This is a genomic window from Streptomyces sp. NPDC012888, from assembly GCF_042900645.1.
In the GTDB taxonomy this organism is placed as follows: domain Bacteria; phylum Actinomycetota; class Actinomycetes; order Streptomycetales; family Streptomycetaceae; genus Streptomyces.
Genome location: NZ_JBIBBM010000006.1, coordinates 221,673 through 243,061, shown reverse-complemented (window position 1 = coordinate 243,061; position 21,389 = coordinate 221,673). Strand labels below are relative to the sequence as shown.

13 protein-coding genes are annotated in these 21,389 nt (G+C 73.8%); 3 read left to right on the top strand and 10 right to left on the bottom strand.

Annotated elements, in window-relative coordinates:
- Positions 1–45 precede the first annotated feature (45 nt).
- The gene (locus ACFY61_RS13415) at positions 46–1,650 is read left to right on the top strand and encodes an LAETG motif-containing sortase-dependent surface protein (RefSeq protein WP_389470918.1); all 1,605 of its coding nucleotides are present in this window, start codon (positions 46–48) and stop codon (positions 1,648–1,650) included.
- Between the two features lie 97 nt (positions 1,651–1,747).
- Here the strand turns inward: ACFY61_RS13415 and ACFY61_RS13410 are convergent, their stop codons facing one another.
- The 6 genes from ACFY61_RS13410 to ACFY61_RS13385 form a co-directional block, all read right to left on the bottom strand.
- Positions 1,748–3,631: a GMC oxidoreductase gene (locus ACFY61_RS13410; protein WP_389470916.1), complete on the bottom strand. Its 1,884-nt coding sequence runs from the start codon at positions 3,629–3,631 to the stop codon at positions 1,748–1,750.
- A gap of 11 nt (positions 3,632–3,642) precedes the next feature.
- Entirely contained in the window at positions 3,643–5,271 is a 1,629-nt protein-coding gene (locus tag ACFY61_RS13405) for a succinic semialdehyde dehydrogenase (protein WP_389470913.1), read from the bottom strand.
- Between the two features lie 99 nt (positions 5,272–5,370).
- Positions 5,371–7,140 carry a serine/threonine-protein kinase gene (locus ACFY61_RS13400; RefSeq protein ID WP_389470911.1) on the bottom strand — a complete coding sequence of 590 codons (1,770 nt, stop codon included), beginning with the start codon at positions 7,138–7,140 and terminating at the stop codon, positions 5,371–5,373.
- A 136-nt stretch (positions 7,141–7,276) separates the two neighbouring features.
- Positions 7,277–10,213: a protein kinase gene (locus ACFY61_RS13395; RefSeq protein WP_389470908.1), complete on the bottom strand. Its 2,937-nt coding sequence runs from the start codon at positions 10,211–10,213 to the stop codon at positions 7,277–7,279.
- 98 nt (positions 10,214–10,311) lie between these two features.
- Positions 10,312–12,747, bottom strand: coding sequence for a serine/threonine-protein kinase (locus tag ACFY61_RS13390; protein WP_389470905.1), 2,436 nt, complete (start codon positions 12,745–12,747; stop codon positions 10,312–10,314).
- Positions 12,748–12,904: 157 nt separating this feature from the next.
- Entirely contained in the window at positions 12,905–14,611 is a 1,707-nt protein-coding gene (locus ACFY61_RS13385; protein ID WP_389470902.1) for a glycerol-3-phosphate dehydrogenase/oxidase, read from the bottom strand.
- Positions 14,612–14,841: 230 nt separating this feature from the next.
- Here ACFY61_RS13385 and ACFY61_RS13380 point away from each other — a divergent pair, with 230 nt between their 5' ends.
- Positions 14,842–16,071, top strand: a complete 1,230-nt coding sequence (locus ACFY61_RS13380) for a nucleotide sugar dehydrogenase (RefSeq protein ID WP_389470900.1) — start codon at positions 14,842–14,844, stop codon at positions 16,069–16,071.
- Positions 16,072–16,216: 145 nt separating this feature from the next.
- Here the strand turns inward: ACFY61_RS13380 and ACFY61_RS13375 are convergent, their stop codons facing one another.
- The 4 genes from ACFY61_RS13375 to ACFY61_RS13360 all read right to left on the bottom strand — a co-directional run bounded on the left by ACFY61_RS13375 (position 16,217) and on the right by ACFY61_RS13360 (position 20,676).
- Positions 16,217–17,341 carry a GuaB3 family IMP dehydrogenase-related protein gene (locus ACFY61_RS13375; RefSeq protein ID WP_389470897.1) on the bottom strand — a complete coding sequence of 375 codons (1,125 nt, stop codon included), beginning with the start codon at positions 17,339–17,341 and terminating at the stop codon, positions 16,217–16,219.
- A 169-nt stretch (positions 17,342–17,510) separates the two neighbouring features.
- Positions 17,511–19,022, bottom strand: coding sequence for an IMP dehydrogenase (gene guaB / locus ACFY61_RS13370; protein WP_389470894.1), 1,512 nt, complete (start codon positions 19,020–19,022; stop codon positions 17,511–17,513).
- 120 nt (positions 19,023–19,142) lie between these two features.
- Positions 19,143–19,772 (bottom strand): sigma-70 family RNA polymerase sigma factor, encoded by a 630-nt coding sequence (locus ACFY61_RS13365; protein WP_389470892.1) that lies wholly within the window; start codon positions 19,770–19,772, stop codon positions 19,143–19,145.
- A 292-nt stretch (positions 19,773–20,064) separates the two neighbouring features.
- Entirely contained in the window at positions 20,065–20,676 is a 612-nt protein-coding gene (locus tag ACFY61_RS13360) for a response regulator transcription factor (protein ID WP_003948568.1), read from the bottom strand.
- Between the two features lie 379 nt (positions 20,677–21,055).
- Between ACFY61_RS13360 and ACFY61_RS13355 the strand changes: the two genes are divergently transcribed.
- A complete protein-coding gene (locus tag ACFY61_RS13355) occupies positions 21,056–21,385 on the top strand; it encodes a WhiB family transcriptional regulator (protein WP_389470891.1) in 330 nt (109 codons plus the stop codon).
- The last annotated feature ends 4 nt before the right edge of the window (positions 21,386–21,389 follow it).

Below are 21,389 nucleotides of genomic sequence, written 5' to 3'. Positions count from 1 at the left end.
GGCGAAGGCGGCAACCGCGTTCGGTGTTCACCGGTCTGAACCGGCATGAAGAAGTCACTCTCCCTCCTGGCCGCGGCCGGCCTGACGGCCGTGGGGCTGACCACCCCCGCCATGGCAGCGGACCCCGTGTACGAGCTCGTCGGCCCGTCCGAACTCGCCGTCCACGCCTACCCGACGTCCGGCGAGCCGCGCGTGACCAGCCTCGGCCTCACGGCCGGCAGCGTCTGGGACCAGCCCGCCAAGCCCGCGACGTTCAAGGTCGACCTGAGCAGGCTCGCCGGTGTGGTGGACGTCGCCGCTCCCGGGGGGCTTTCGCCCCTGCGGTGCACCACCGCGGGAACCACCATGACCTGCCACAACCCGGTCGCGCGGCAGCTCTTCCTGGACGTCTCCGCCGCCAAGGGCTCCAAGGCGGGGGCCTCCGGCGAGCTGGCCGTCACCGCCACGACCGAGGGCGGCACGATCAAGCCGTTCACCACGCGCATCAAGGTCGGCGGCCCCGACCTGCGGATCGCCGACCCGAAGCTGCCCGGCAAGGCGAAGACCGGGGACGAGCTGCCCCTCGCCGTACGCTTCGAGAACACCGGTTCCATCGCCGCCAAGGGCGTGGACCTCTCCATCGAGAGCACGCTGGGCACGGTCCTCGCGGAGAAGTACGACAACTGCGCGTACGGCGCCGGGGACCTCGGCGGCTACGAGGGCGTCACCGCGGCCACGTGCACCCTGGAGGGCGACTTCGAGCCCGGCACCGCCTACGAGGTGGTCGAGCCGCTGACCCTGGAGGTCACCGGGGCCGCGCTGCGCGAGTCGGTGGAGATGAGCGTCTTCGAAGCGGGCAAGGGCCCCAAGGGCGCCGCCGCGAAGCGCGGGGCCACCGGCAAGAAGCTCACCTTCAAGCCGGTGGGCAAGTCCGCCGCCAAGGCCCCGAAGGCCGCGGACCTCGACCGGTCCGACAACACCTTCCGGACCCGTTTCGAGGTCGGCAACACCGCCGACCTGGCGGCCATCGGCGCCACCGTCCAGGCGAAGGCCGGCCAGACCGTCAAGGTGGACCTCGGCTACCAGAGCCACGGCCCCGCCTGGTTCGACCACCAGATGCCGGGCGCGCGGGGCAGCTGGATGGAGTTCCAGGTGCCGGAGGGCGCCACCCTCACCAAGGTGCCCGGCACCTGCTTCGGCTTCGAGGCCGACGGCACCGAGCACGCCCCCGGGAAGGTGTCGGACACCCGCAGCTACCGCTGCGGCAGCGTGAGCGTGCTGCCGGGCGAGAAGGAGCTCCACTCCTTCGAGCTGAAGGTCGACAAGGTCGTGTCCGGCGCCAAGGGCGCCATCAGCGTCAGCGGCCACGCCCCGGATCCGGTCCAGGGCAACAACAAGGCCGAGCTGGTCCTGAACGCCGGGGTCACCCCGCCCTCCCCCACGCCGACGCCGACCGCGACCTCGACCGGCACCCCCGCCCCCACCGCGTCCGCCTCGGCGACGCCGGCCCCGGTCACGAGCACCGGGGGCAACGACGTCCGGCCCAACGGCAACCTCGCCGACACCGGCAGCAGCTCCGTGCTGCCCCTGGCCGGCGGGGCCGCCGCGGTGATCGCCGCCGGTGCCGCGCTGGTCGTGGCGTTCCGCCGCCGGGCTGCCGGCCGCGCGTGACGGCGTGAGCGCGTGACCGCGTGCCGCGGACCGCGTACGGAAGGCCGGAGCCCCGGCGGGACCCGACGTCCCGCCGGGGCTCCGGTGCGTCGGCCGGTCAGGTGGTGGGCTGCCTGGGCGGGACCTCCGGGACGGCCAGGAACGGCAGCCGGAGCGCACCGAACGCCTTCTCGGGCACGGCCGGGGCCACCGGCTCCACCGCGGCCAGCCGCGCGTACGGCTCGCCCTGGGCCGGGCGCGGGTCCGCCTCGCCCTTGTTGGGCCAGTACGACATGGCCCGCTCGGCCTGCGCGGTGATGGTCAGCGACGGGTTCACCCCGAGGTTGGCCGAGACCGCCGAGCCGTCCACCACCGAGATGCCCGGGTGTCCGTACAGCCGGTGGTACGGGTCGACCACCCCTTCCTCCGGGGAGGCGCCGATCGGGCAGCCGCCCAGGAAGTGCGCGGTCAGCGGGGTGCCCATCAGCTCGCCCACGTTGCTGCCGGGGAAGCCGTTGATCTCCTCCGCCAGCAGGGTGGCCGCGCGGGTGGCGGCGGCGATCTGGGTGGGGTTGGGCGCGCCGTGGCCCTGGCGGGCGGTGAGCAGGCCCTTGCCGATGCCGCGCGGTTTGCGGTACGTGGTCAGCGAGTTGTCCACGGACTGCATGACCAGGCCGATGATGGTCCGCTCCGACCAGCGGCGGTTGGAGAGCGAACGCAGCAGCTGGAGGGGGTGGGCGGCGGTGCGGGCGAACCAGGCGGCCACCCGGTGCTCGGAGTAGGGCACCTGGAGGACCGTGAGGAAGCCCATCGCGTTGGAGCCCCTGCCGTAGCGGACCGGTTCGATGTGGGTGTCCGCGTCGGGGTGGACGGACGAGGTGATGGCCACGCCCCTGGTGAAGTCGGCCCGGCGGGCGTGGCCGTGGCGCCTGCGGTAGCGGCGGTCGTCGGTCTGGGCGCCGACCAGGCCCTCGGAGTTGGTGCGGGTCAGGTCGCCGAGCCGGGCGGAGATCCGCGGCAGCTCGCCGCGGTCCCTCATGGTGTGCAGCAGGGTCTGGGTGCCGTACGTGCCGGCCGCGAGGACCACCCGGCGGGCGCGCAGCGTCCTGGCCTTGCCGCGGCGCCGGGCGTCTGTGGGCACCGTGCGGATCCGGTACCCGCCGTCGGGGTGCTCGGCGAGGGCGGTCACCGTGGTCATGGGGTGGATGACGGCTCCGGCCCGCTCGGCGAGGTGGAGGTAGTTCTCGTTGAGGGTGTTCTTCGCGCCGTGCCGGCAGCCGGTCATGCACTCGCCGCACTCGGTGCAGGCCCTGCGGGAGGGCCCGGCGCCGCCGAAGTAGGGGTCGGGGACCTCCTCGCCGGGGCGGGCCCGCGGGCCGTCGCCGGTGTTACCGGCGTCCTCTCCGTCGCCGAAGAACACGCCGACCGGGGCCATGTGGAAGGAGTCGCCGACGCCCATCCGCGCGGCCACCGCCTTGAGGTGGACGTCGGAGGGGGTCATGGTCGGGTTGAGCCGGACCCCGAGCATCCGCCTGGCCTGGTCGTAGTACGGGGCCAGTTCCTCCTGCCAGTCGGTGATGGCGGCCCACTGCCGGTCCCGGAAGAAGGCGGGCGGCGGCACGTACAGGGTGTTGGCGTAGTTGAGGGAGCCGCCGCCCACCCCGGCGCCGGCCAGCACCATGACGTTGCCCAGCAGGTGGATGCGCTGGATGCCGAACAGGCCGAGGGCTGGGGCCCACAGGTAGTTCCGCAGGTCCCAGGAGTTGCGGGGCAGTTCCTCGCGGGTGAAGCGGCGGCCCGCCTCCAGGACGGCGACCCGGTAGCCCTTCTCGGTCAGCCGCAGCGCGGACACCGAGCCGCCGAACCCGGAGCCGACGACGACGACGTCGTAGTCGTACGCGTGGTCGCCGTCGTGGGCGTCGGCGTCGGCGTCGGTGTGGGCGTGGGCGTGGGTGTTGTCGTGGGCGTGGGTGTTGTCGTGCGCGTTCTCGTCGAGCGACACTGGCGCGCCTCCTAGCGCATGCGAAGGGCCTTCATGACCTTGAGGCTGCGGGTCATGAACGCGGCGTACCTGTCGTCGTCCATGCCCAGGGAGGGCGCCATGGGGAGCAGTCGCTGGTGGGCGACGGTCTGCGCCTCGGTGTACTTGAGGATGCCCTCGGAGCCGTGCCGCCGGCCGAGGCCGGAGTCCTTCATGCCGCCCATCGGCGACTGCACGCTGCCGTAGGCCGGTGCGTAGCCCTCGTTGATGTTGACGGTGCCGGTGCGCAGCCGGGCGGCGACCTGGTGGCCGCGGCGGGCGTCCTTGGTCCACACGCTGGAGTTGAGGCCGTAGGGGGTCGCGTTGGCCTGCTCGACCGCCTCGTCCTCGTCGGTGAAGCGGTAGATGGAGACCACCGGCCCGAAGGTCTCCTCGGCGCACACCGCCATCGGGGTCTCCACCCCGTCGAGGATGGTGGGCTCGTAGAAGAGCGGGCCTATGTCGGGGCGGGCCACTCCGCCCGCGACCAGGGTGGCGCCCTTGGCGACGGCCTCGTCGACGTGCCGCTGCACGGTCTGGAGCTGGCGTTCGCCGACGAGCGAGCCCATGTCGGCCCCGTACGCGAGGGAGGCACCGAGCCGCATGGCCCTGGTGCGGGCGGCGAAGCGCTCCACGAAGGCGTCGGCGATCGAGGCGTGGACGTAGAGCCGCTCGATGGAGATGCAGAGCTGACCGGCGGAGGAGAAGCAGGCCCGCACGGCCCCCTGGGCGGCCTTCTCCACGTCGGCGTCGTGCAGCACCAGCATGGCGTTCTTGCCGCCGAGCTCGAGGGAGACGCCGACCAGGCGGGCAGCGGCCCCCTGGGCGACCTCGCGGCCGGTGCGGGTGGAGCCGGTGAAGGAGACGTAGTCGGCGTGCCGGACCACCTCGGGGCCGACCACCGGGCCCTCGCCGAGGACCACCTGGAAGACCTCGGCGGGCAGGCCGGCCTCGACCAGCAGGTCGCGGGCCCACAGGGCGGTGAGCGCGGTCTCGGTGTCGGGCTTCATCACCACGGCGTTGCCGGAGACGAAGGCGGGCAGCGCGTCGCCGACCGACAGCTCCAGCGGGTAGTTCCAGGGGGCGATCTGGCCGACGACTCCGCGGGGCTGGCGCAGTTCGGTGACCTTGGTGAGGGTGGGCATGGCGCCGGCGTGCCGCCTGGGCCGCAGGTAGGCGGGGGCCTTGCGGCCGTAGTGGCGGGCCGCGACGGCGACGGCCTGCACCTCTTCGTGGGCGTGCAGCCGCGCCTTGCCGGTCTCCAGCTGGATCAGGTCGAGGACCTCGGCCTGCCGGTCGAGCACCAGGTCGTGGAAGCGCAGCAGGACGGCGGCCCGCTCGCGGACCGGTACGGCGGCCCAGGCGGGCTGGGCCGCCCGGGCCCGCCCGAAGGCGGTGGCGACGTCCTCCGGGGTGGCCTCGGGCAGGTCGGCGAGCTTGGCCCCGGTGAAGGGGGTGTGGTTGGCGGTACGGCCGGAGCCGACGACTCCGCGGGTCAGCCGGGTGACCAGGTCGGGGGTCACCACATCGGCCGCGGTGCGGGCACCGGCCGGCGCGGCGGCCACCGGATTGGTGGGCGCCGGCGCGGTGCGGAGGGGGGCGGGGGCCTGGGAGTCCGTCATGCGGGTGAGCGTATTGCGCCCCGATGGCTTTGGGTACCCGCCGGTAACCGGATTTTGGGTTTTACGCCAGCGATCGCTGGCAGGGTGGCGCGATCCGCCTCACGGGGCCGGCTGCCAGCCGCTGAGCACGGTGTCGAACTGGGCCCGCGTGGTCGCCCAGTCGGCGGCCGGCCCCGCCATGTAGATCGCGTACTCCTTGCCGTCCGGAGCGAAGTACATCTGGTCGATGGCGCGCCGCGGCCCCGGGAAGTCCTTCTTCTCCTGCCAGGTGAACTCCCACAGGGCGGCCTGGGTGCGGCCCCGGAAGGTGTTCGGGTGCAGGGTCACCCGCTGGTAGGCGGACCGGGCCCGGACCTGCGTCTCCAGGTCGAGCAGGTGGGCGTACGGGTCCCTGTGGGTGGGGGTCGGGTCGACGCTGATCCGGATCCGGTGCTTCCCGTTGTCCGGGGTGTAGTCGATCTGGTCGCCGTCCATCTGGCGCCGCCAGCCCTCGGGGACGAAGAGCGTGAACCCGGCCGGGTCCTTCACCTTGCGCCAGCCGTCCGGTACGCGGGCGGCACCGGCGCCGGCATCGGCCTTGCCGTCGGTGCCGCCGGAACCGCCGGTGCCCCCGGATCCGCCGGAGGCTCCGGTGGAGGAGCCCGCCGTCGTGCCGCCGGTGCCCTCCGCCTCGTCGCCGCCGTAGTACTTCAGGGCGCCGAACACTCCGCCGCCGCCGAGCAGCGCCGCCACCACCGCGACCAGGGCGGCCCGGCGGATCCGGCCCGGCTGCCGCGCACCGGCGGCCGGGCCCCGGCCGGGGCGGGCGACGGTCGCGGCCGTGGTCGCGGGGCCGTGGGCGGGGCCGTGGGCGGGGGCGGTGCGGCTGCCGGGGTGCGGGTGGGGGACACCGGCGCCGTCGTGCGGGTACGCCGTCGTGGTGGCCGGGGGCGCCGGCCGGTCCGCGGGTGCGGCGGGCCCGCCCGCCGCCGGACGCTCCTCCGGCGCGAAGGACCGCGTCGGCACGTACGCCTGGGCGGCCTTCGGCTCGCGCCCCTCCATCGCCTCCAGCAGCATCCGCTCGGCCTCCGCGGCGGAGGGCCGGTCGGCCGGGTCCTTGCGCAGCAGCGCCGTGATCACGGGACCGAGCGGACCGGCCTGCCGCGGGGGCGGCGGCTCGTCGTTGACCACGGCCGCCAGGCTGGAGATCGGCGAGGTGCGGCGGAACGGGGAGCGGGCCTCGACGGCCGTGTAGAGGGTGGCCCCGAGCGACCAGAGGTCGGAGGCCGGGTCGGGGGCACCGCCGGTGACCCGCTCGGGGGCGAGGTAGTCGATGGAACCCACGAGTTCGCCGGTGCGGGTGATCGACGTGTCGCCCTCGATGGCGGCGATGCCGAAGTCCGTGAGCAGCACCCGGCCGTCCTTCGCCAGCAGCACGTTGCCGGGCTTGACGTCCCGGTGCAGTACGCCGACCGCGTGCGCGGCGCGCAGCGCACCGAGCACGTGCAGGCCGATCCGGGCGGCCTCGCGGGGCTCGATCCGGCCGGCCGCCTTCGCGGCGTCCGCGAGGGAGGGCCCGTCGACGTACTCCATGACGATCCACGGCCGGTCGTCGTGCTCGAACACGTCGTGGACGGTGACGACGGCCGGGTGGGCGATCCGCGCCGCGGCCCTGGCCTCCTTCTGGGTGCGGGCGTGCAGGACGGCGCGGTCGGCCTCCGCGACGTACAGACCGGCCGTCAGTTCCTTGACGGCCACCGTCCGGTGCAACAGCTGGTCGTGCGCCCGCCAGACCTTTCCCATTCCGCCGCGCCCGATGGGCTCGGCGAGCCGGTACCGGCCCACGAGGACGTCGTCCTCGCCGACTCCCGCGCCTCTGCTGTGTTCCACGAAACCCCGCCGCTCTGTCACTTCGGACGCCAGATTACGGAGCGCTCGGGCATGCCCGAAGCCAAGCGGGGTCCGTGAGACCGCACTGTGACGCAATTGCCGTAGTGACGGATGGTCAGGCACGGCCCGGATCACCTCAACGGCCGGGCCGATAACTCCCCGTGGCCTTCGCGAACACGTCGGCGACCTTCTCCTGGCCGTCCTGCGGGCCCAGCACCATCACCACGTGGTAGCGGCCGCCGAGCGCGACCACGTGGTTGCGGACGTACAGGCTGCGGCCGTTGGCGTCGGTCCAGGTGTACGTGCCCTCGGCCATCAGCTTCTGCCCGACCTTGGTCTGCTTGGTGCCGCTGGAGGAGGCCCAGGTGGAGGCCCGGAACGGCTCCAGCTCGCGCTCCTTGTCCTTCTGGTAGGTCAGCGGGTCCGGGTTGCCCTGGTAGGCGTCCCTGCCGGGGACGACGATCAGTTCGTAGTCCCCGTCGGAGTAGCGGACCTGGCCCGCGTCGTTCTTGGCGCTCCGCTCCCAGCCGTCGGGCACGAACAGCTCGAAGCCCTCGGCGTCCTGGGCGAGGGCGTACCCGCCGGGCGCGGTGGCCGGCGGGGGCGTGGACTGGGGGGTCGTGCCCGGACCGGCGGTCGGCGGCGCGGTGGTCTGGGGGGCGGGGGCCGGTGGGGCGCTGCCGCCGGGGGACGGGGTCACGGGGGCCGAAGTGCGGGTCTGCGCACCGGCCTTGTCCGGGTCGAGGTCGCTCCCGGCACCGCCACCGCCACCCGTGGGCATGAGGAACACGGCGTACGCGACGGTTCCGGCCATGCCGACGAGGACGGCGAGCAGCAGGTTGCGGCCCAGGGAGCGGGCGCTGCGCGGGCGGCGCGGGGGGTTCTCCTGCCGGTGCCGGCCGTGGTGGACCTCGGCCCGGCGGCGTACGGCGGGCAGCCGGGCGGGGTCGAAGGGCGGCAGCGGCAGCGGGTTGCCGGCGTCCTCGGGCTCGGGCGCGGACCGGACGAGGGAACGCAGCCAGCCGCGGAGTTCCTCGAAGTCGGGCCGCTCGGTGGGGTCCTGGCGCAGCAGTGACTCCACGACGGGGCGCAGCGGGCCGCACTCCTCGGCGAAGGCGGGCGGCTCGCTGCAGACCATCTCGACGAGTTCGGCGGTGTTGTCCTCGGGGTAGGGGGCGTGGCCCTGGACGCACCGGTAGAGCAGGGCGCCGAGCGCCCACAGGTCGGTGGCGGGGCCCACGGGTGCGGCGAGCTGCCAGTTCCCCTGGACGGGACGGGCCTGTTCGGGCGCCCAGCGCTCGGTGACGGCTCCCACGACGGTGATCCGCGTCTGGCGGGCCCGCTCGGCCTCCAGCCCGCCGGCCGGACCGGCTCCCCAGCCGCCGGGCGTCCCGGCCCGGGCGCGGGCGTGGGGCTGGGGCTGGGGCTGGACGTGGGCGGGCTCCAACCGCGGCTGCGGCTGCGAATGCGCGTGCGCCTGGAGCTGGGACTGGGGTTGGGGCTGGGACTGCGCGGGCAGTTGGGGCTGCGCGGGCGGTTGGGGCTGCGGCTCGGGCCGGACCGCCGGGGCGGTGGGCGCGTCGGCCTGGTGGAAACCCTGGGGCAGGGCCGGCTGGGCGGGCAACGCGGGGCGGGCGTACGGCACCGGCGGGACCGCGATCGGCGCCTCGGACGCCCGCGCCTGGGACGCCGGCGCCTCGGACGCCGACTGGGACGCCACCTCGGGCAGCTCCTCCGACGGCGCTTCCGTTCGGGCGGGAGCGGGAGCGGGGACGGGCGCGACGGCGGCGGCCTCCGGTCCGCCGCCGTAGGGGTACGAGTAGCCCTGGGGCAGCCGCGATCCGCGCGGGCGCGGCTCCGGGGCCTGCCCGGGCTCCACGGCCCGGCGTTCCTCGGTGACCCGGGCTGCGGCACGGGTGCCGGCCCGGTACGCGGCCACCGCTCCGGCGCGGGCGGCGGCCTTCAGGTCGGGCCGGTCCTCGGCCCGCGGCCGTCCCGGGGTGATCCGGTCGGCGTACGCGGGCCCCTGCGGCTCGGCGGCCCGCCCGGACCGGGCTTCCGCGGGACCCTGCGAGGGCCCGGCCCCACCGGGGCCGTCCGTGGGCGCACCACCGGTCCACTGGCCCGGTACGCCCCCGCCCGGCCCGGGCACGGGCGTACCGGGCCGCTCCTCCGCCGGGACCGGACCGGCGGACCGGGGCGCGGCCACGCCGCCCGGCCCGGGCACGGTCGTGGCGGGCTCGCCGTCCCCGCCCGGTGCCCGCCGGGCCGCGGCGACGCCGCCGGGGTCGTCGGACCACCACGGGGTGGGCACGCCGCCCCGGCCCGGCAGGGACGCGGTGCCGCCGGTCGACCGGGGGAGCCCGAGGGTGTCACCGGGGTGGCCGCCTGGCGCGGCCGGGAGGGGGCTGCCGGGCCACTGGGGCGGACCGGGCGGACCGGGCGGACCGGGCGGACCGGGCGGACCGTGGTCGGCAGAGCCGATGGGCGGCTCGGCGTCCTCGAGGTCCGGGACGGGGTCGTAGCCGCAGAGCGCGTCCTCGGCGGCGCCGGCCGCCAGCCCGGTGAGCACGACCCGGCCGTCGTCGCAGACCAGCACCGTGCGCACGGTGATGTTGCGGTGGGTCCAGCCGTGCGCGTGCAGCACCCGCAGGGCCGTCAGTACGTCGGAGGCGACCTCCGCGGCCCGGTACGGGCTCAGCGGTTCGTCGGCGATCAGCGACGCGAGCGGCCGGGCGGGCACGAGTTCGCTCACTATCCACAGCGAGCCGCCCTCGGCGAACACGTCGAAGACCTGGTCCAGCCGGGGGTGGTCGGGGATCCGGGCCGCCGCCTGGGCGGCCTCGATGGCCCGCCGGACCGCGGGGAGTTCACCCGGGGAACGGACGTCCGGCGCGGGCCGTCCGTCGAGCACCTCGGCGTCCACGACCTCCGGCAACGGCACCTGACGGATCAGCACTTCCTGCCCGCTGCGCGTGTCGAAGGCGCGCGTCTCGACCAGTTCGTACGCGTCGGAGGGCGGCAGCGGCAGACGGTAGCGGTCGGCCAGGATGCGCCCCGCGTAGTCCTCCACTCCGGATCCCCCGTTTCCCCCGATGACCCCTCGAACACGATACGTCGCACACCGCGCCCGCGTCCCGGTCCTTCGCGAGGTCGCCCGCGGTCAGCCGGTCAGCCCAGCGGCTGGAAGGTGTCGAAGGCCGTCTGCCGCATCTGGGTGCACTCCGGGCCGTCCCACTGGTCGGCCGGGCAGCTGATCATGATGGCGTAGCCGTGAGTGGCGTCGATCTTGAACCCGCGGTTGAGCACCCGGATCCGCATCCCGTTCTGGGTGCGCTCGAACTCCCAGTCGGCGACGGTGGGATAGCCGCGGTAGTCCCGCACGCCGAGGCCGAGCAGCCGGTAGTCCTGACTGCTGCCGGCGACGGCCGGGGCGAGCTGGGCCCAGGCCAGCCGGGCGTCGTCCCCGGGCCGCTTGTTGAAGTCGACCTGGATCCGCGGGAATCCGCCGTCCTTGCTGTATATGCCGCCGGAGTCCTTGCCCGCGATGCCGGTGAGGTGGAAGCCCTCGGGCATCGCCATGCTGAAGCGGAACTTCTGGTCGGTGAGCATCCGGTAACCGGCGGGCAGGCTGCCACCCACGCCGGAACCGCCCGTGGCGCCGGAGGTAGCGGAACCGGAACCGGAGCCGGAGCCGCCCTGTCCGGCGGTGGCGGTGCCGCCGTCCGGACCGGTGCCGTTGCCCTGGCCGTTCCCGCCGCCCGAGGTGCCGGGCACGGGGCTGGTGCCGCCCTTGCCGTCGGGGGTGGTGCCGCCGTTGCCGCCGGGTACGGGGCTGCCGGAGGCCGTGGTGCCGGGGGTGGCGCCGCCCTTGCGGGCGTCGCCCTTCTGCCCTTCGTCGCCGCTGAACGCCCATACGACCAGGGAGCCGACGACCGCGAGGACGACCACCAGGGCCGCCACCGCCAGCGCTATGGTGCGGCGCTGCATGACGTCGGTGAGCGGGGCCACGACCGTGGCCGGGCGGCCGCCCGCGGAGGCGGTGGCCGGCGTGCCGGCGTCGCTCCGGTGCTCGGCGGACGCGGCCTCCGCCGTGCCGGCGGTTGCCGCCGCGGCCGAGGCTGCGGCGGCCTTGCGGGCCGCCTTCAGCGCCTCGCGGGCACGTTCGCGCTGCTCGCGCTCCTTGCGCGCCGCGGCCTTGGCCGCGGCCTTCTCCGCCGCCTTGTCGGCCGCCGCCTTCTCCGCGGCCGCCTGGGCGGCCGTCAGGGAGACCACCCGGGTGCGCTCGGAATCCCGCCCGTCCTCCGGCTCCTCGGGCGCGTTGATGACAGCGGCCAGCAGGTTCCGGGTCCGGGCGTCGTCGAGCCGGCGGGCGGGGTCCTTGACCAGCAGGCCGTAGATGACCTCGGCCAGCGGACCCGCGTTCTTGGGCGGCTCGACCGGCTCGGTCATCACGGCGGTGAGCGTCGCGAGCGCCGAGCCCTTGTCGTACGGGGGCACGCCCTCCACCGAGGCGTAGAGCAGGCCGCCCAGCGACCACAGGTCGGCCGGGGGGCCCGGCTTCTGCCCGCGGGCGCGTTCCGGCGAGATGTAGGAGGGGGCGCCGACGAGCATGCCGGTGGAGGTGACGGAGGGGTCGCCCTCCACCTGGGCGATGCCGAAGTCGGTGAGGACGACCCGGCCGCTCTCGGCGATCAGGACGTTGGACGGCTTCACGTCACGGTGCAGGATGCCCTCGCCGTGCGCGGCCTTGAGCACGTCGAGCACGGCGAGACCGACCTCGGCCGCGCGGCGGGGGGTGAGGGTGCCGCGCTCGCGGATGTACTCGGCGAGGGAGAGGCCCTCGATGAGCTCCATGACGATCCACGGGCGGTCGTCCTCGTCCACCACGTCGAACACGGTGACGGCGCCGCCGCTGCGGATCCGGGCGATCGCCTTGGCCTCACGCAGGGTGCGGGTGACCAGCCGGCGCTTCTCGTCCTCGTCGACACCGGAGTGGAACCGCAGTTCCTTGACGGCGACGGTCCGGCCGAGGATCTCGTCGAGGGCCCGCCAGACGGTGCCCATGCCGCCCTTGCCGAGCACCCGCTCCAGCCGGTACCGGCCGGCGAGCAGCCTGCCCTCGTCCTCGGCGGTCCCGCCGGTGGTCCTCGCGGCGGCCTCCGGCTCCGCGGAGCCCTTGGCGCGCTCGGCGGTCCCGGCGCGGGTCTCCGCCCTGGTGTCGCTCCCGGCCCGCTCCGCCGCGGCCTTTCCGGTACGCGCCTTCCCGGCCCCCGCGGACCGCGCCCCCGCAGCCCCCGCAGCCCCGGCCCCGGCCGCCCCGGCGGTCGCCGCCTCGTCACCGGCCCCGGAACCGGCGTCGTCGGACTCGGCCTCCGCGGCCGGCTTCGCGTCCGCCTCCGCGGCCGGCTTCGCCGTGGTGGACCCGGCCGCGTCCGGCCCGGACCCGGCACCGGCACCGGCACCGCTCGGTTCCTCGTCCGCCGCGGCGGCCGGCCGGCGCTTCTCCGGTGATTTCGTCAGGTCGGTGGGGCGCCCTTCCGCGCCGACACCAAGATCGTTACCGGTGGAGACGTCCGGCTCGCTGTTGTGCTCCGGCTTCGACATGCGTCCCCTCTGCGATCGTGGCGCCCGCTCCGGCTGCCCCGGGATCCGGCCGGCTGTACATAACCCGCCCCGGCCGAACCCTCATTGTTCCTCACTCCGGGACGGACGGGCCCCCGGGGTCGGCGGTTCCACCAACCCCGAACGGGTTCGCGCGCCGTCAGAGCGGGACGATGTCCGGGGCCCCCAACCGGGCCGCGTCCGCGGTCTGGTCGTCCGGCTGCCGCTGGGACTCGCGTTCCGCCTGGACCCGCTTCTCGTAGTGTTCCACCTCCTTCTCCACCTGCTGGGCGTCCCAGCCGAGCACCGGTGCCATCAACTCCGCGCATTCGCGGGCCGAACGGGTCCCCCGATCGAAGGTCTCGATGGAGATCCTGGTGCGCCGGGTCAGTACGTCGTCCAGGTGCCGGGCCCCCTCGTGCGAGGCCGCGTAGACCACTTCGGCGCGCAGGTAGTCCTCCGCTCCGCCGAGCGGCCGGCCCAGCCCGGGGTCCTTCTCGATGAGGTCCAGCAGCTCCTCGGTCAGCGATCCGTAGCGGTTCAACAGGTGTTCCACGCGCACGACATGAAGACCCGTCCGGGCCGCGATCCGGGCCCGGGCGTTCCACAGCGCCCGGTACCCCTCGGCGCCGACCAGCGGGACGTCCTCGGTGACGCAGGCGGCGACCCGCTGGTCCAGTCCGTGCACCGCCTCGTCCACCGCGTCCTTGGCCATCACCCGGTACGTCGTGTACTTGCCGCCGGCCACGACCACCAGTCCGGGCACCGGGTGCGCCACCGTGTGCTCCCGGGACAGCTTGCTGGTGGCGTCCGACTCGCCGGCCAGCAGCGGGCGCAGGCCCGCGTACACCCCCTGCACGTCGTCCCGGGTGAGGGGGACCGCCAGGACCGAGTTGACGTGCTCCAGCAGGTAGTCGATGTCCGCGCTGGACGCCGCCGGATGGGCCTTGTCCAGGTCCCAGTCGGTGTCGGTGGTGCCGACGATCCAGTGCCGGCCCCAGGGGATCACGAACAGCACGGACTTCTCCGTCCGCAGGATCAGCCCGGTGGTCGAGTGGATCCGGTCCTTGGGGACGACCAGGTGGATGCCCTTCGAGGCGCGGACGTGGAACTGGCCGCGCTCCCCGATCAGCGCCTGCGTGTCGTCGGTCCACACCCCGGTGGCGTTGACGACCTGCTTGGCCCGCACCTCGTACTCGCCGCCGCCCTCCACGTCCCGCACCCGCGCGCCGACCACGCGTTCACCCTCGCGGAGGAACCCGGTCACCCTCGCCCGGTTGGCGCAACCCGCCCCGTAGGCCGCGGCCGTCCGGACGAGCGCGGTCACGAACCGCGCGTCGTCCATCTGGGCGTCGTAGTACTGGAGGGCACCCACCAGGGCGTCCTTGCGCAGGCAGGGCGCCACCCGCAGGGCCCGCCGGCGCGTCAGGTGCCGGTGGACCGGCAGGCCCCGGCCGTGTCCGCTGGAGACGGACATGGCGTCGTACAGCGCGACCCCGGAACCGGCGTAGAACCGCTCCCAGCCCTTGTGCTGGAGCGGGTAGAGGAACGGCACCGGCTTCACCAGGTGCGGGGCGAGACGCTCCAGCAGCAGGCCGCGTTCCTTCAGGGCCTCCCGGACGAGCGCGAAGTCGAGCATCTCCAGGTAGCGCAGGCCGCCGTGGATCAGCTTGCTCGATCTGCTGGAGGTGCCGGACGCCCAGTCGCGGGCCTCCACCAGCCCCGTGGACAGGCCCCTGGTGACCGCGTCGAGCGCGGTACCGGCCCCCACGACGCCGGCCCCGACCACCAGCACGTCCAGTTCCCGCTCGGCCATCCGGGCGAGCGCCTCGGCGCGCTGCGCCGGTCCGAGTGTCGCTGTCCTCACCACTGCCTCCCGTTGGTGTGCGGGTAGCCCCGCTCACATCCCCCGTGACCACCAAGTCTGACCTCGCGCACCCACATCAGCCACCGCCTGTGGACAACACAACGGAGACCACTACCCCACAATGCGACAGATCGGTCATATATACGCCTAGTCTGACATAGCGCCAGCTTCCCCTGTCCACAGGACTTGCGCGCACAGGCCCCTCATGTCAGGGAAGGGACGGCACCCCCATGCCCGCAGATCTCGCCGTCATCGGACTCGGCCACCTCGGCCTCCCGCTCGCCCAGGCCGCCGTCGCCGCCGGTATCGAGACCGTCGGCTACACCTGCGGCCCCGCCACCGACACCAGCCTCACCGCCGCCGAGCTCCGCCGCATGTCGGCGGCCGGCTTCCGGGTCGCCACCGACCCCGCCGAACTCGGCCGGGTACGCACCGCCGTCATCTGCGCACCCACCCGGCTCGGCCCCGACCGCGCCCTCGACCTCTCCGCCGTCGGGGAGGCCGGCCAGGCCCTCGCCGCCCGGATGCGCCCGAACACCACCGTCATCCTCGAGTCCGCCGTACACCCCGGCGCCACCGAGGACTACCTGCGGCCCATCCTCGAATCGGGCTCCGGCCTCCGGGCCGGCCGGGACTTCCACCTGGCCTACTCCCCCAGCCGCCTCGACCCCGGCAACCGCACGCACACCATCGGCAACACCCCCAAGGTGATCGGCGGCCTCACCCCCGCCTGCACCGAGTCCGCGGCCGCCTTCTACGCCCGCCTGACCGAGAAGGTCGTCCGGGCCCGCGGCCTGCGCGAGGCCGAGACCGTACAGCTGCTGGAGACCAACTTCCGGCACGTCAACATCGCCCTGATGAACGAGATGGCGGTGCTCTGCCACGACATCGGCGTGGACCTGTGGGACGTCGTCCGCTGCGCCGAGACCAAGCCCTACGGCTTCCACGCCTTCCGCCCCGGCCCCGGGGTCGGCGGCCACGGCATCCCCCTCGACCCCACCTACCTCCCCCACTCCTCCCGCACCCCCGGCCACCCGCTCCGCATGGTCGGCCTGGCCAAGGAGATCAACGACCGGATGCCGCAGTACGTCATCCAGCGCTGCGCCACCCTGCTGAACGAACACGGCAAGTCCGCGCGCGGCGCCCGCGTCCTGCTCCTCGGCGTCACCTACAAGCCCGACCTCGCCGACCAGGAGGGCTCCCCGGCCCGCGAGATCGCCGGCCGCCTCCTCGACCTCGGCGCGCTGATCAGCTACCACGACCCGTTCGTCGCCGGCTGGCGGGTCCGCGACCAGCCCGTCCCCCGCGCCGAGTCCCTCTACGAGGCCGCCGCCAACGCCGACCTCACCCTCCTGCTCCAGCACCACCGCACCTACGACATGCAGGGCCTGGCCGTGAAGGCCCAGCTCCTCCTCGACACCCGGGGCGCCACCCCGGCCGGCGCCGCCCACCGCCTCTGACCCGGCCCGGTCCGGCGGGCCCCGTACGGCGGGCCCCGTACGGCGGTCCCCGTACGGCGGGCCCCGTACGGCCGCGCCCCGTACGCCGAAGGGCCGGCGCCCCACTCGCGCGGGGTGCCGGCCCTTCGGGCTGCCGTCGGGAGGGTCAGCGGCGGTGCTGGGAGTCCGCCACGGTGACCTCGACGCGCTGGAACTCCTTGAGCTCGCTGTAGCCGGTGGTGGCCATCGAGCGGCGCAGGGCGCCGAACAGGTTCATCGAGCCGTCCGGGGTGTGCGACGGGCCGGTCAGGATCTCCTCGGTGGTGCCCACCGTGCCGAGGTGGACCTTCTTGCCGCGCGGCACGTCCTCGTGGACGGCCTCCATGCCCCAGTGGTGGCCCTTGCCGGGTGCGTCCGTGGCGCGGGCCAGCGGGGAGCCGATCATCACGGCGTCCGCGCCACAGGCGACGGCCTTGGGCAGGTCGCCGGACCAGCCCACGCCGCCGTCGGCGATGACGTGCACGTAGCGGCCGCCGGACTCGTCCATGTAGTCGCGGCGGGCCGCGGCCACGTCGGCGACGGCGGTGGCCATCGGGACCTGGATGCCGAGCACGTTGCGGGTGGTGTGGGCGGCGCCGCCGCCGAAGCCCACCAGCACGCCGGCCGCGCCGGTGCGCATCAGGTGCAGGGCCGCCGTGTAGGTGGCGCAGCCGCCGACGATGACGGGGACGTCGAGCTCGTAGATGAACTGCTTCAGGTTCAGCGGCTCGGCGGCGCCGGAGACGTGCTCGGCGGAGACGGTGGTGCCGCGGATGACGAAGATGTCCACGCCCGCGTCCACGACGGCCTTGGAGAACTGCGCGGTGCGCTGCGGGGAGAGGGCCGCGGCCGTGACCACGCCGGAGTCGCGCACCTCCTTGATGCGCTGCCCGATCAGGTCGGCCTGGATCGGCGCCGCGTAGACCTCCTGGAGGCGGCGGGTCGCGGCCTCCTCCGGCAGCTCCGCGATCTCGTCCAGCAGCGGCTGCGGGTCCTCGTACCGGGTCCACAGGCCTTCGAGGTTCAGCACGCCGAGGCCGCCGAGCTCGCCGATGCGGATCGCGGTCTGCGGGGAGACCACCGAGTCCATGGGAGCGGCCAGGAACGGGAGCTCGAACCGGTAGGCGTCGATCTGCCAGGCGATCGAGACCTCCTTCGGGTCGCGCGTACGCCGGCTCGGGACGATGGCGATGTCGTCGAAGGCGTATGCCCGGCGGCCGCGCTTGCCGCGCCCGATCTCGATCTCAGTCACGTGTGGTGGCCTTTCCCTCTGGGTCTGCCCGTCCAGTATCCCCGAACGCCGGAGCCGCGCGTTCCCGTGACCGCCGTACGGACACCCGCGCCCGCCGCCCCGCGCCCGGGAACGCCGGAGGGCGGGCCCGGGTGCTCCCCGGACCCGCCCTCCCGCGACACGGGGGCGGTCAGCCCTGGCGGCTGTAGTTCGGCGCCTCGACCGTCATCTGGATGTCGTGCGGGTGGCTCTCCTTCAGACCCGCCGAGGTGATCCGGACGAACCGGCCGCGCTCCTGCAGCTCGGGGACGGTACGGCCGCCGACGTAGAACATCGACTGGCGCAGACCGCCGACCAGCTGGTGGACGACCGCCGCGAGCGGACCGCGGTACGGGACCTGGCCCTCGATGCCCTCGGGGATGAGCTTGTCGTCGCCGCCCACGCCCTCCTGGAAGTAGCGGTCCTTGGAGAAGGACTTGCGGTCGCCGCGGGACTGCATGGCGCCGAGCGAGCCCATGCCCCGGTAGGACTTGAACTGCTTGCCGTTGATGAACAGCAGCTCGCCCGGGGACTCCTCGCAGCCCGCCAGCAGTGAACCGAGCATGACCGTGTCCGCGCCGGCGACCAGGGCCTTGGCGATGTCGCCGGAGTACTGCAGGCCGCCGTCGCCGATGACCGGGACGCCCGCGGCCTTGGCGGCCAGCGAGGCCTCGTAGATCGCGGTGACCTGCGGGACGCCGATGCCGGCGACCACGCGGGTGGTGCAGATGGAGCCGGGGCCGACACCGACCTTGATGCCGTCGCAGCCGGCGTCGATCAGCGCCTGGGCGCCGTCGCGGGTGGCGACGTTGCCGCCGATGACGTCCACCGAGGAGTTCGACTTGATCTTGGAGACCATGTCGCCGACCAGCCGGGAGTGGCCGTGCGCGGTGTCGACCACGATGAAGTCCACGCCGGCCTCGATGAGCGCCTGGGCGCGCTCGAAGGCGTCGCCGGCGACTCCGACGGCGGCGCCGACCAGCAGGCGGCCGTCCCTGTCCTTGGCGGCGTTCGGGTACTTCTCCGCCTTGACGAAGTCCTTGACCGTGATCAGGCCCTTGAGGGTGCCCGCGTCGTCGACCAGCGGCAGCTTCTCGATCTTGTGGCGGCGCAGCAGCTCCATGGCGTCCACGCCCGAGATGCCGACCTTGCCGGTGACCAGCGGCATCGGGGTCATGACCTCGCGCACCTGGCGGGAGCGGTCCGACTCGAAGGCCATGTCGCGGTTGGTGACGATGCCCAGCAGCTTGCCGGCGGCGTCGGTGACCGGGACGCCGGAGATACGGAACTTCGCGCACAGCTCGTCGGCCTCGCGCAGGGTGGCGTCCGGGTGCACGGTGATCGGGTCGGTGACCATGCCCGACTCGGAGCGCTTGACCAGGTCGACCTGGTTCGCCTGGTCGGCGATGGAGAGGTTGCGGTGCAGTACGCCGACGCCGCCCTGGCGGGCCATCGCGATGGCCATACGGGCCTCGGTGACCTTGTCCATGGCGGCGGACAGCAGCGGAACGTTCACACGGACGTTCTTGGAGATGTAGGAAGAGGTGTCGATCTCGTCCGGGGCCATGTCCGACGCGCCGGGAAGAAGGAGCACGTCGTCGTAGGTCAGACCCAGCGTCGCGAATTTGCCGGGTACTCCATCGACGTCGCCGTTGACAGTCATGACACCTTCCCAGATGGTCTTGCTCAGCGCGGATGTCCATGCTAACGGGATCGCGCGGCGTCTCATTCCACGATGAAGATCGACCGGAAGTTTCGTCTGTTCGTACGAGATTCGGACCGGTCACTGCTCGGCGAGCGCGCGCAGCCGGCTGAGCGCCCGGTGCTGCGCCACCCTCACCGCGCCCGGCGACATGCCCAGCATCTGGCCGGTCTCCTCGGCGGTCAGGCCGACCGCGACCCGCAGCACCAGCAGCTCGCGCTGGTTCTCGGGCAGGTTGGCCAGCAGTTTCTTCGCCCACTCGGCGTCGCTGCTCAGCAGCGCCCGCTCCTCGGGGCCCAGCGAGTCGTCCGGCCGCTCGGGCATCTCGTCGGAGGGGACGGCCGTGCTCCCCGGGTGGCGCATGGCCGCCCGCTGGAGGTCGGCGACCTTGTGCGCGGCGATGGCGAAGACGAAGGCCTCGAAGGGGCGGCCGGTGTCGCGGTAGCGCGGGAGGGCCATCAGCACGGCGACGCAGACTTCCTGCGCCAGGTCCTCGACGAAGTGGCGGGCGTCGCCGGGCAGCCTGGACAGCCGGGTACGGCAGTAGCGCAGGGCCAGCGGGTGTACGTGGGCGAGCAGGTCGTGGGTGGCCTGCTCGTCGCCCTCCACCGCGCGGCGGACGAGCCCACCGACGGCTCCGGCGCCGCCTCCCGCGGGGGCACCGGCCGGGGCCGTGGCCGCAGCAGACCCCTTGGCCTCGTCGTCGCGCATCAATCCATGGTGCCTCGGCGCCGGAGCATTCGCGGCACCGTGGTCGGTGTTGTGCACCGAAGCGTTATGAGCGGGCGCGCCTGACGTCATTCCCTGCGCCCTCCCCTCCCGCTCGGCCGAATAGTCCCGAGGACTCCACATCTCCAAGGATGCGGCACACCTCAAGGATGCGGCATCACGTCCGAAGCGACACGTCCCCCGGATTGTGCCCCGCCAATCCCGGGCCGAACACCGGGCGTGCCGCCCCGTCCGCCGGAGGCGGACGGGGAACCGGTCGCCCGGGGGCCGGCGGTCAGCGGACCAGGCCCCAGCGGAAGCCGAGCGCCACCGCGTGCGCGCGGTCCGAGGCGCCGAGCTTCTTGAAGAGCCGGCGCGCGTGGGTCTTGACGGTGTCCTCGGAGAGGAAGAGCTCGCGGCCGATCTCCGCGTTGGAGCGGCCGTGACTCATCCCCTCCAGCACCTGGATCTCGCGGGCGGTCAGGGTGGGGGCGGCGCCCATCTCGGCGGAGCGGAGCCGGCGGGGGGCCAGTCGCCAGGTCGGGTCGGCGAGCGCCTGGGTGACCGTGGCCCGCAGCTCGGCGCGCGAGGCGTCCTTGTGCAGGTAGCCACGGGCGCCGGCGGCGACCGCGAGGGCCACGCCGTCCAGGTCCTCGGCGACCGTGAGCATGATGATGCGGGCGCCCGGGTCGGCCGAGAGCAGCCGGCGGACGGTCTCGACACCGCCGAGGCCGGGCATCCGTACATCCATCAGGATCAGGTCGGAGCGGTCGGCACCCCAGCGGCGGAGGACTTCCTCGCCGTTGGCAGCCGTCGTCACACGCTCGACGCCGGGCACGGTGGCCACCGCGCGACGGAGCGCCTCTCGGGCAAGCGGGGAGTCGTCGCAGACGAGAACGGACGTCATGACCGCCCTCCGCAGCTGCTGATGCGCGTCACCTTGAGCCTCCAGGCTGGTACGTATCGTCACCTGTGCGGTCGATGCCCTCGGACACCTGTCCGGGAACTTCTTCGTTCAACCGCCTTCGCACTCTCAACGATGGTCACTCGAAAGAGTTACGGGTCGGACGGACACCTTCGGCACTCTACGTGAGGAAGCGAACACGGCGTTGGAGCGACAAGCCATCCGTCCTCCATCTGGAGGTATGCCCTATTTGGCGGCTTTCCTTCCGTTTCGCATGTGTCTGAGGCTAGATTCCGAGTGAGTCATATTTACATCTACTACGACAGTAGGTGTGGAGACTTGGACCGTATCCGTCTCAGTACCGGCACCAAGAGGACTAGCAATGGCAGATTTCTCCCGCCTCCCCGGACCGAACGCCGACCTCTGGGACTGGCAGTTGCTGGCAGCCTGCCGCGGGGTCGACAGCTCACTCTTCTTCCACCCGGAGGGCGAGCGGGGTGCGGCCCGGAGCGCGCGCGAGGCCTCGGCTAAAGAGGTCTGCATGCGATGCCCGGTGCGCGCGGAATGCGCCGCGCACGCGCTGGCCGTCCGTGAGCCCTACGGGGTGTGGGGCGGCCTCACCGAAGACGAGCGCGAGGAACTGATGGGACGGGCCCGGCACCGCCTCATCCCCGCCAGCAGCGTGACCGGCGGCCCCACACCGCCACACTGAGCGC

Excerpts from the sequence above, each read along its gene's own strand:
- ACFY61_RS13355 (WP_389470891.1), top strand. The coding sequence starts at position 21,056 with ATGGCAGATTTCTCCCGCCTCCCCGGACCGAACGCCGACCTCTGGGAC.
- ACFY61_RS13405 (WP_389470913.1), bottom strand. The coding sequence starts at position 5,271 with ATGACGGACTCCCAGGCCCCCGCCCCCCTCCGCACCGCGCCGGCGCCC.
- ACFY61_RS13365 (WP_389470892.1), bottom strand. The coding sequence starts at position 19,772 with ATGCGCGACGACGAGGCCAAGGGGTCTGCTGCGGCCACGGCCCCGGCC.
- ACFY61_RS13360 (WP_003948568.1), bottom strand. The coding sequence starts at position 20,676 with ATGACGTCCGTTCTCGTCTGCGACGACTCCCCGCTTGCCCGAGAGGCG.
- guaB (WP_389470894.1), bottom strand. The coding sequence starts at position 19,022 with ATGACTGTCAACGGCGACGTCGATGGAGTACCCGGCAAATTCGCGACG.
- ACFY61_RS13390 (WP_389470905.1), bottom strand. The coding sequence starts at position 12,747 with ATGTCGAAGCCGGAGCACAACAGCGAGCCGGACGTCTCCACCGGTAAC.
- ACFY61_RS13415 (WP_389470918.1), top strand. The coding sequence starts at position 46 with ATGAAGAAGTCACTCTCCCTCCTGGCCGCGGCCGGCCTGACGGCCGTG.
- ACFY61_RS13380 (WP_389470900.1), top strand. The coding sequence starts at position 14,842 with ATGCCCGCAGATCTCGCCGTCATCGGACTCGGCCACCTCGGCCTCCCG.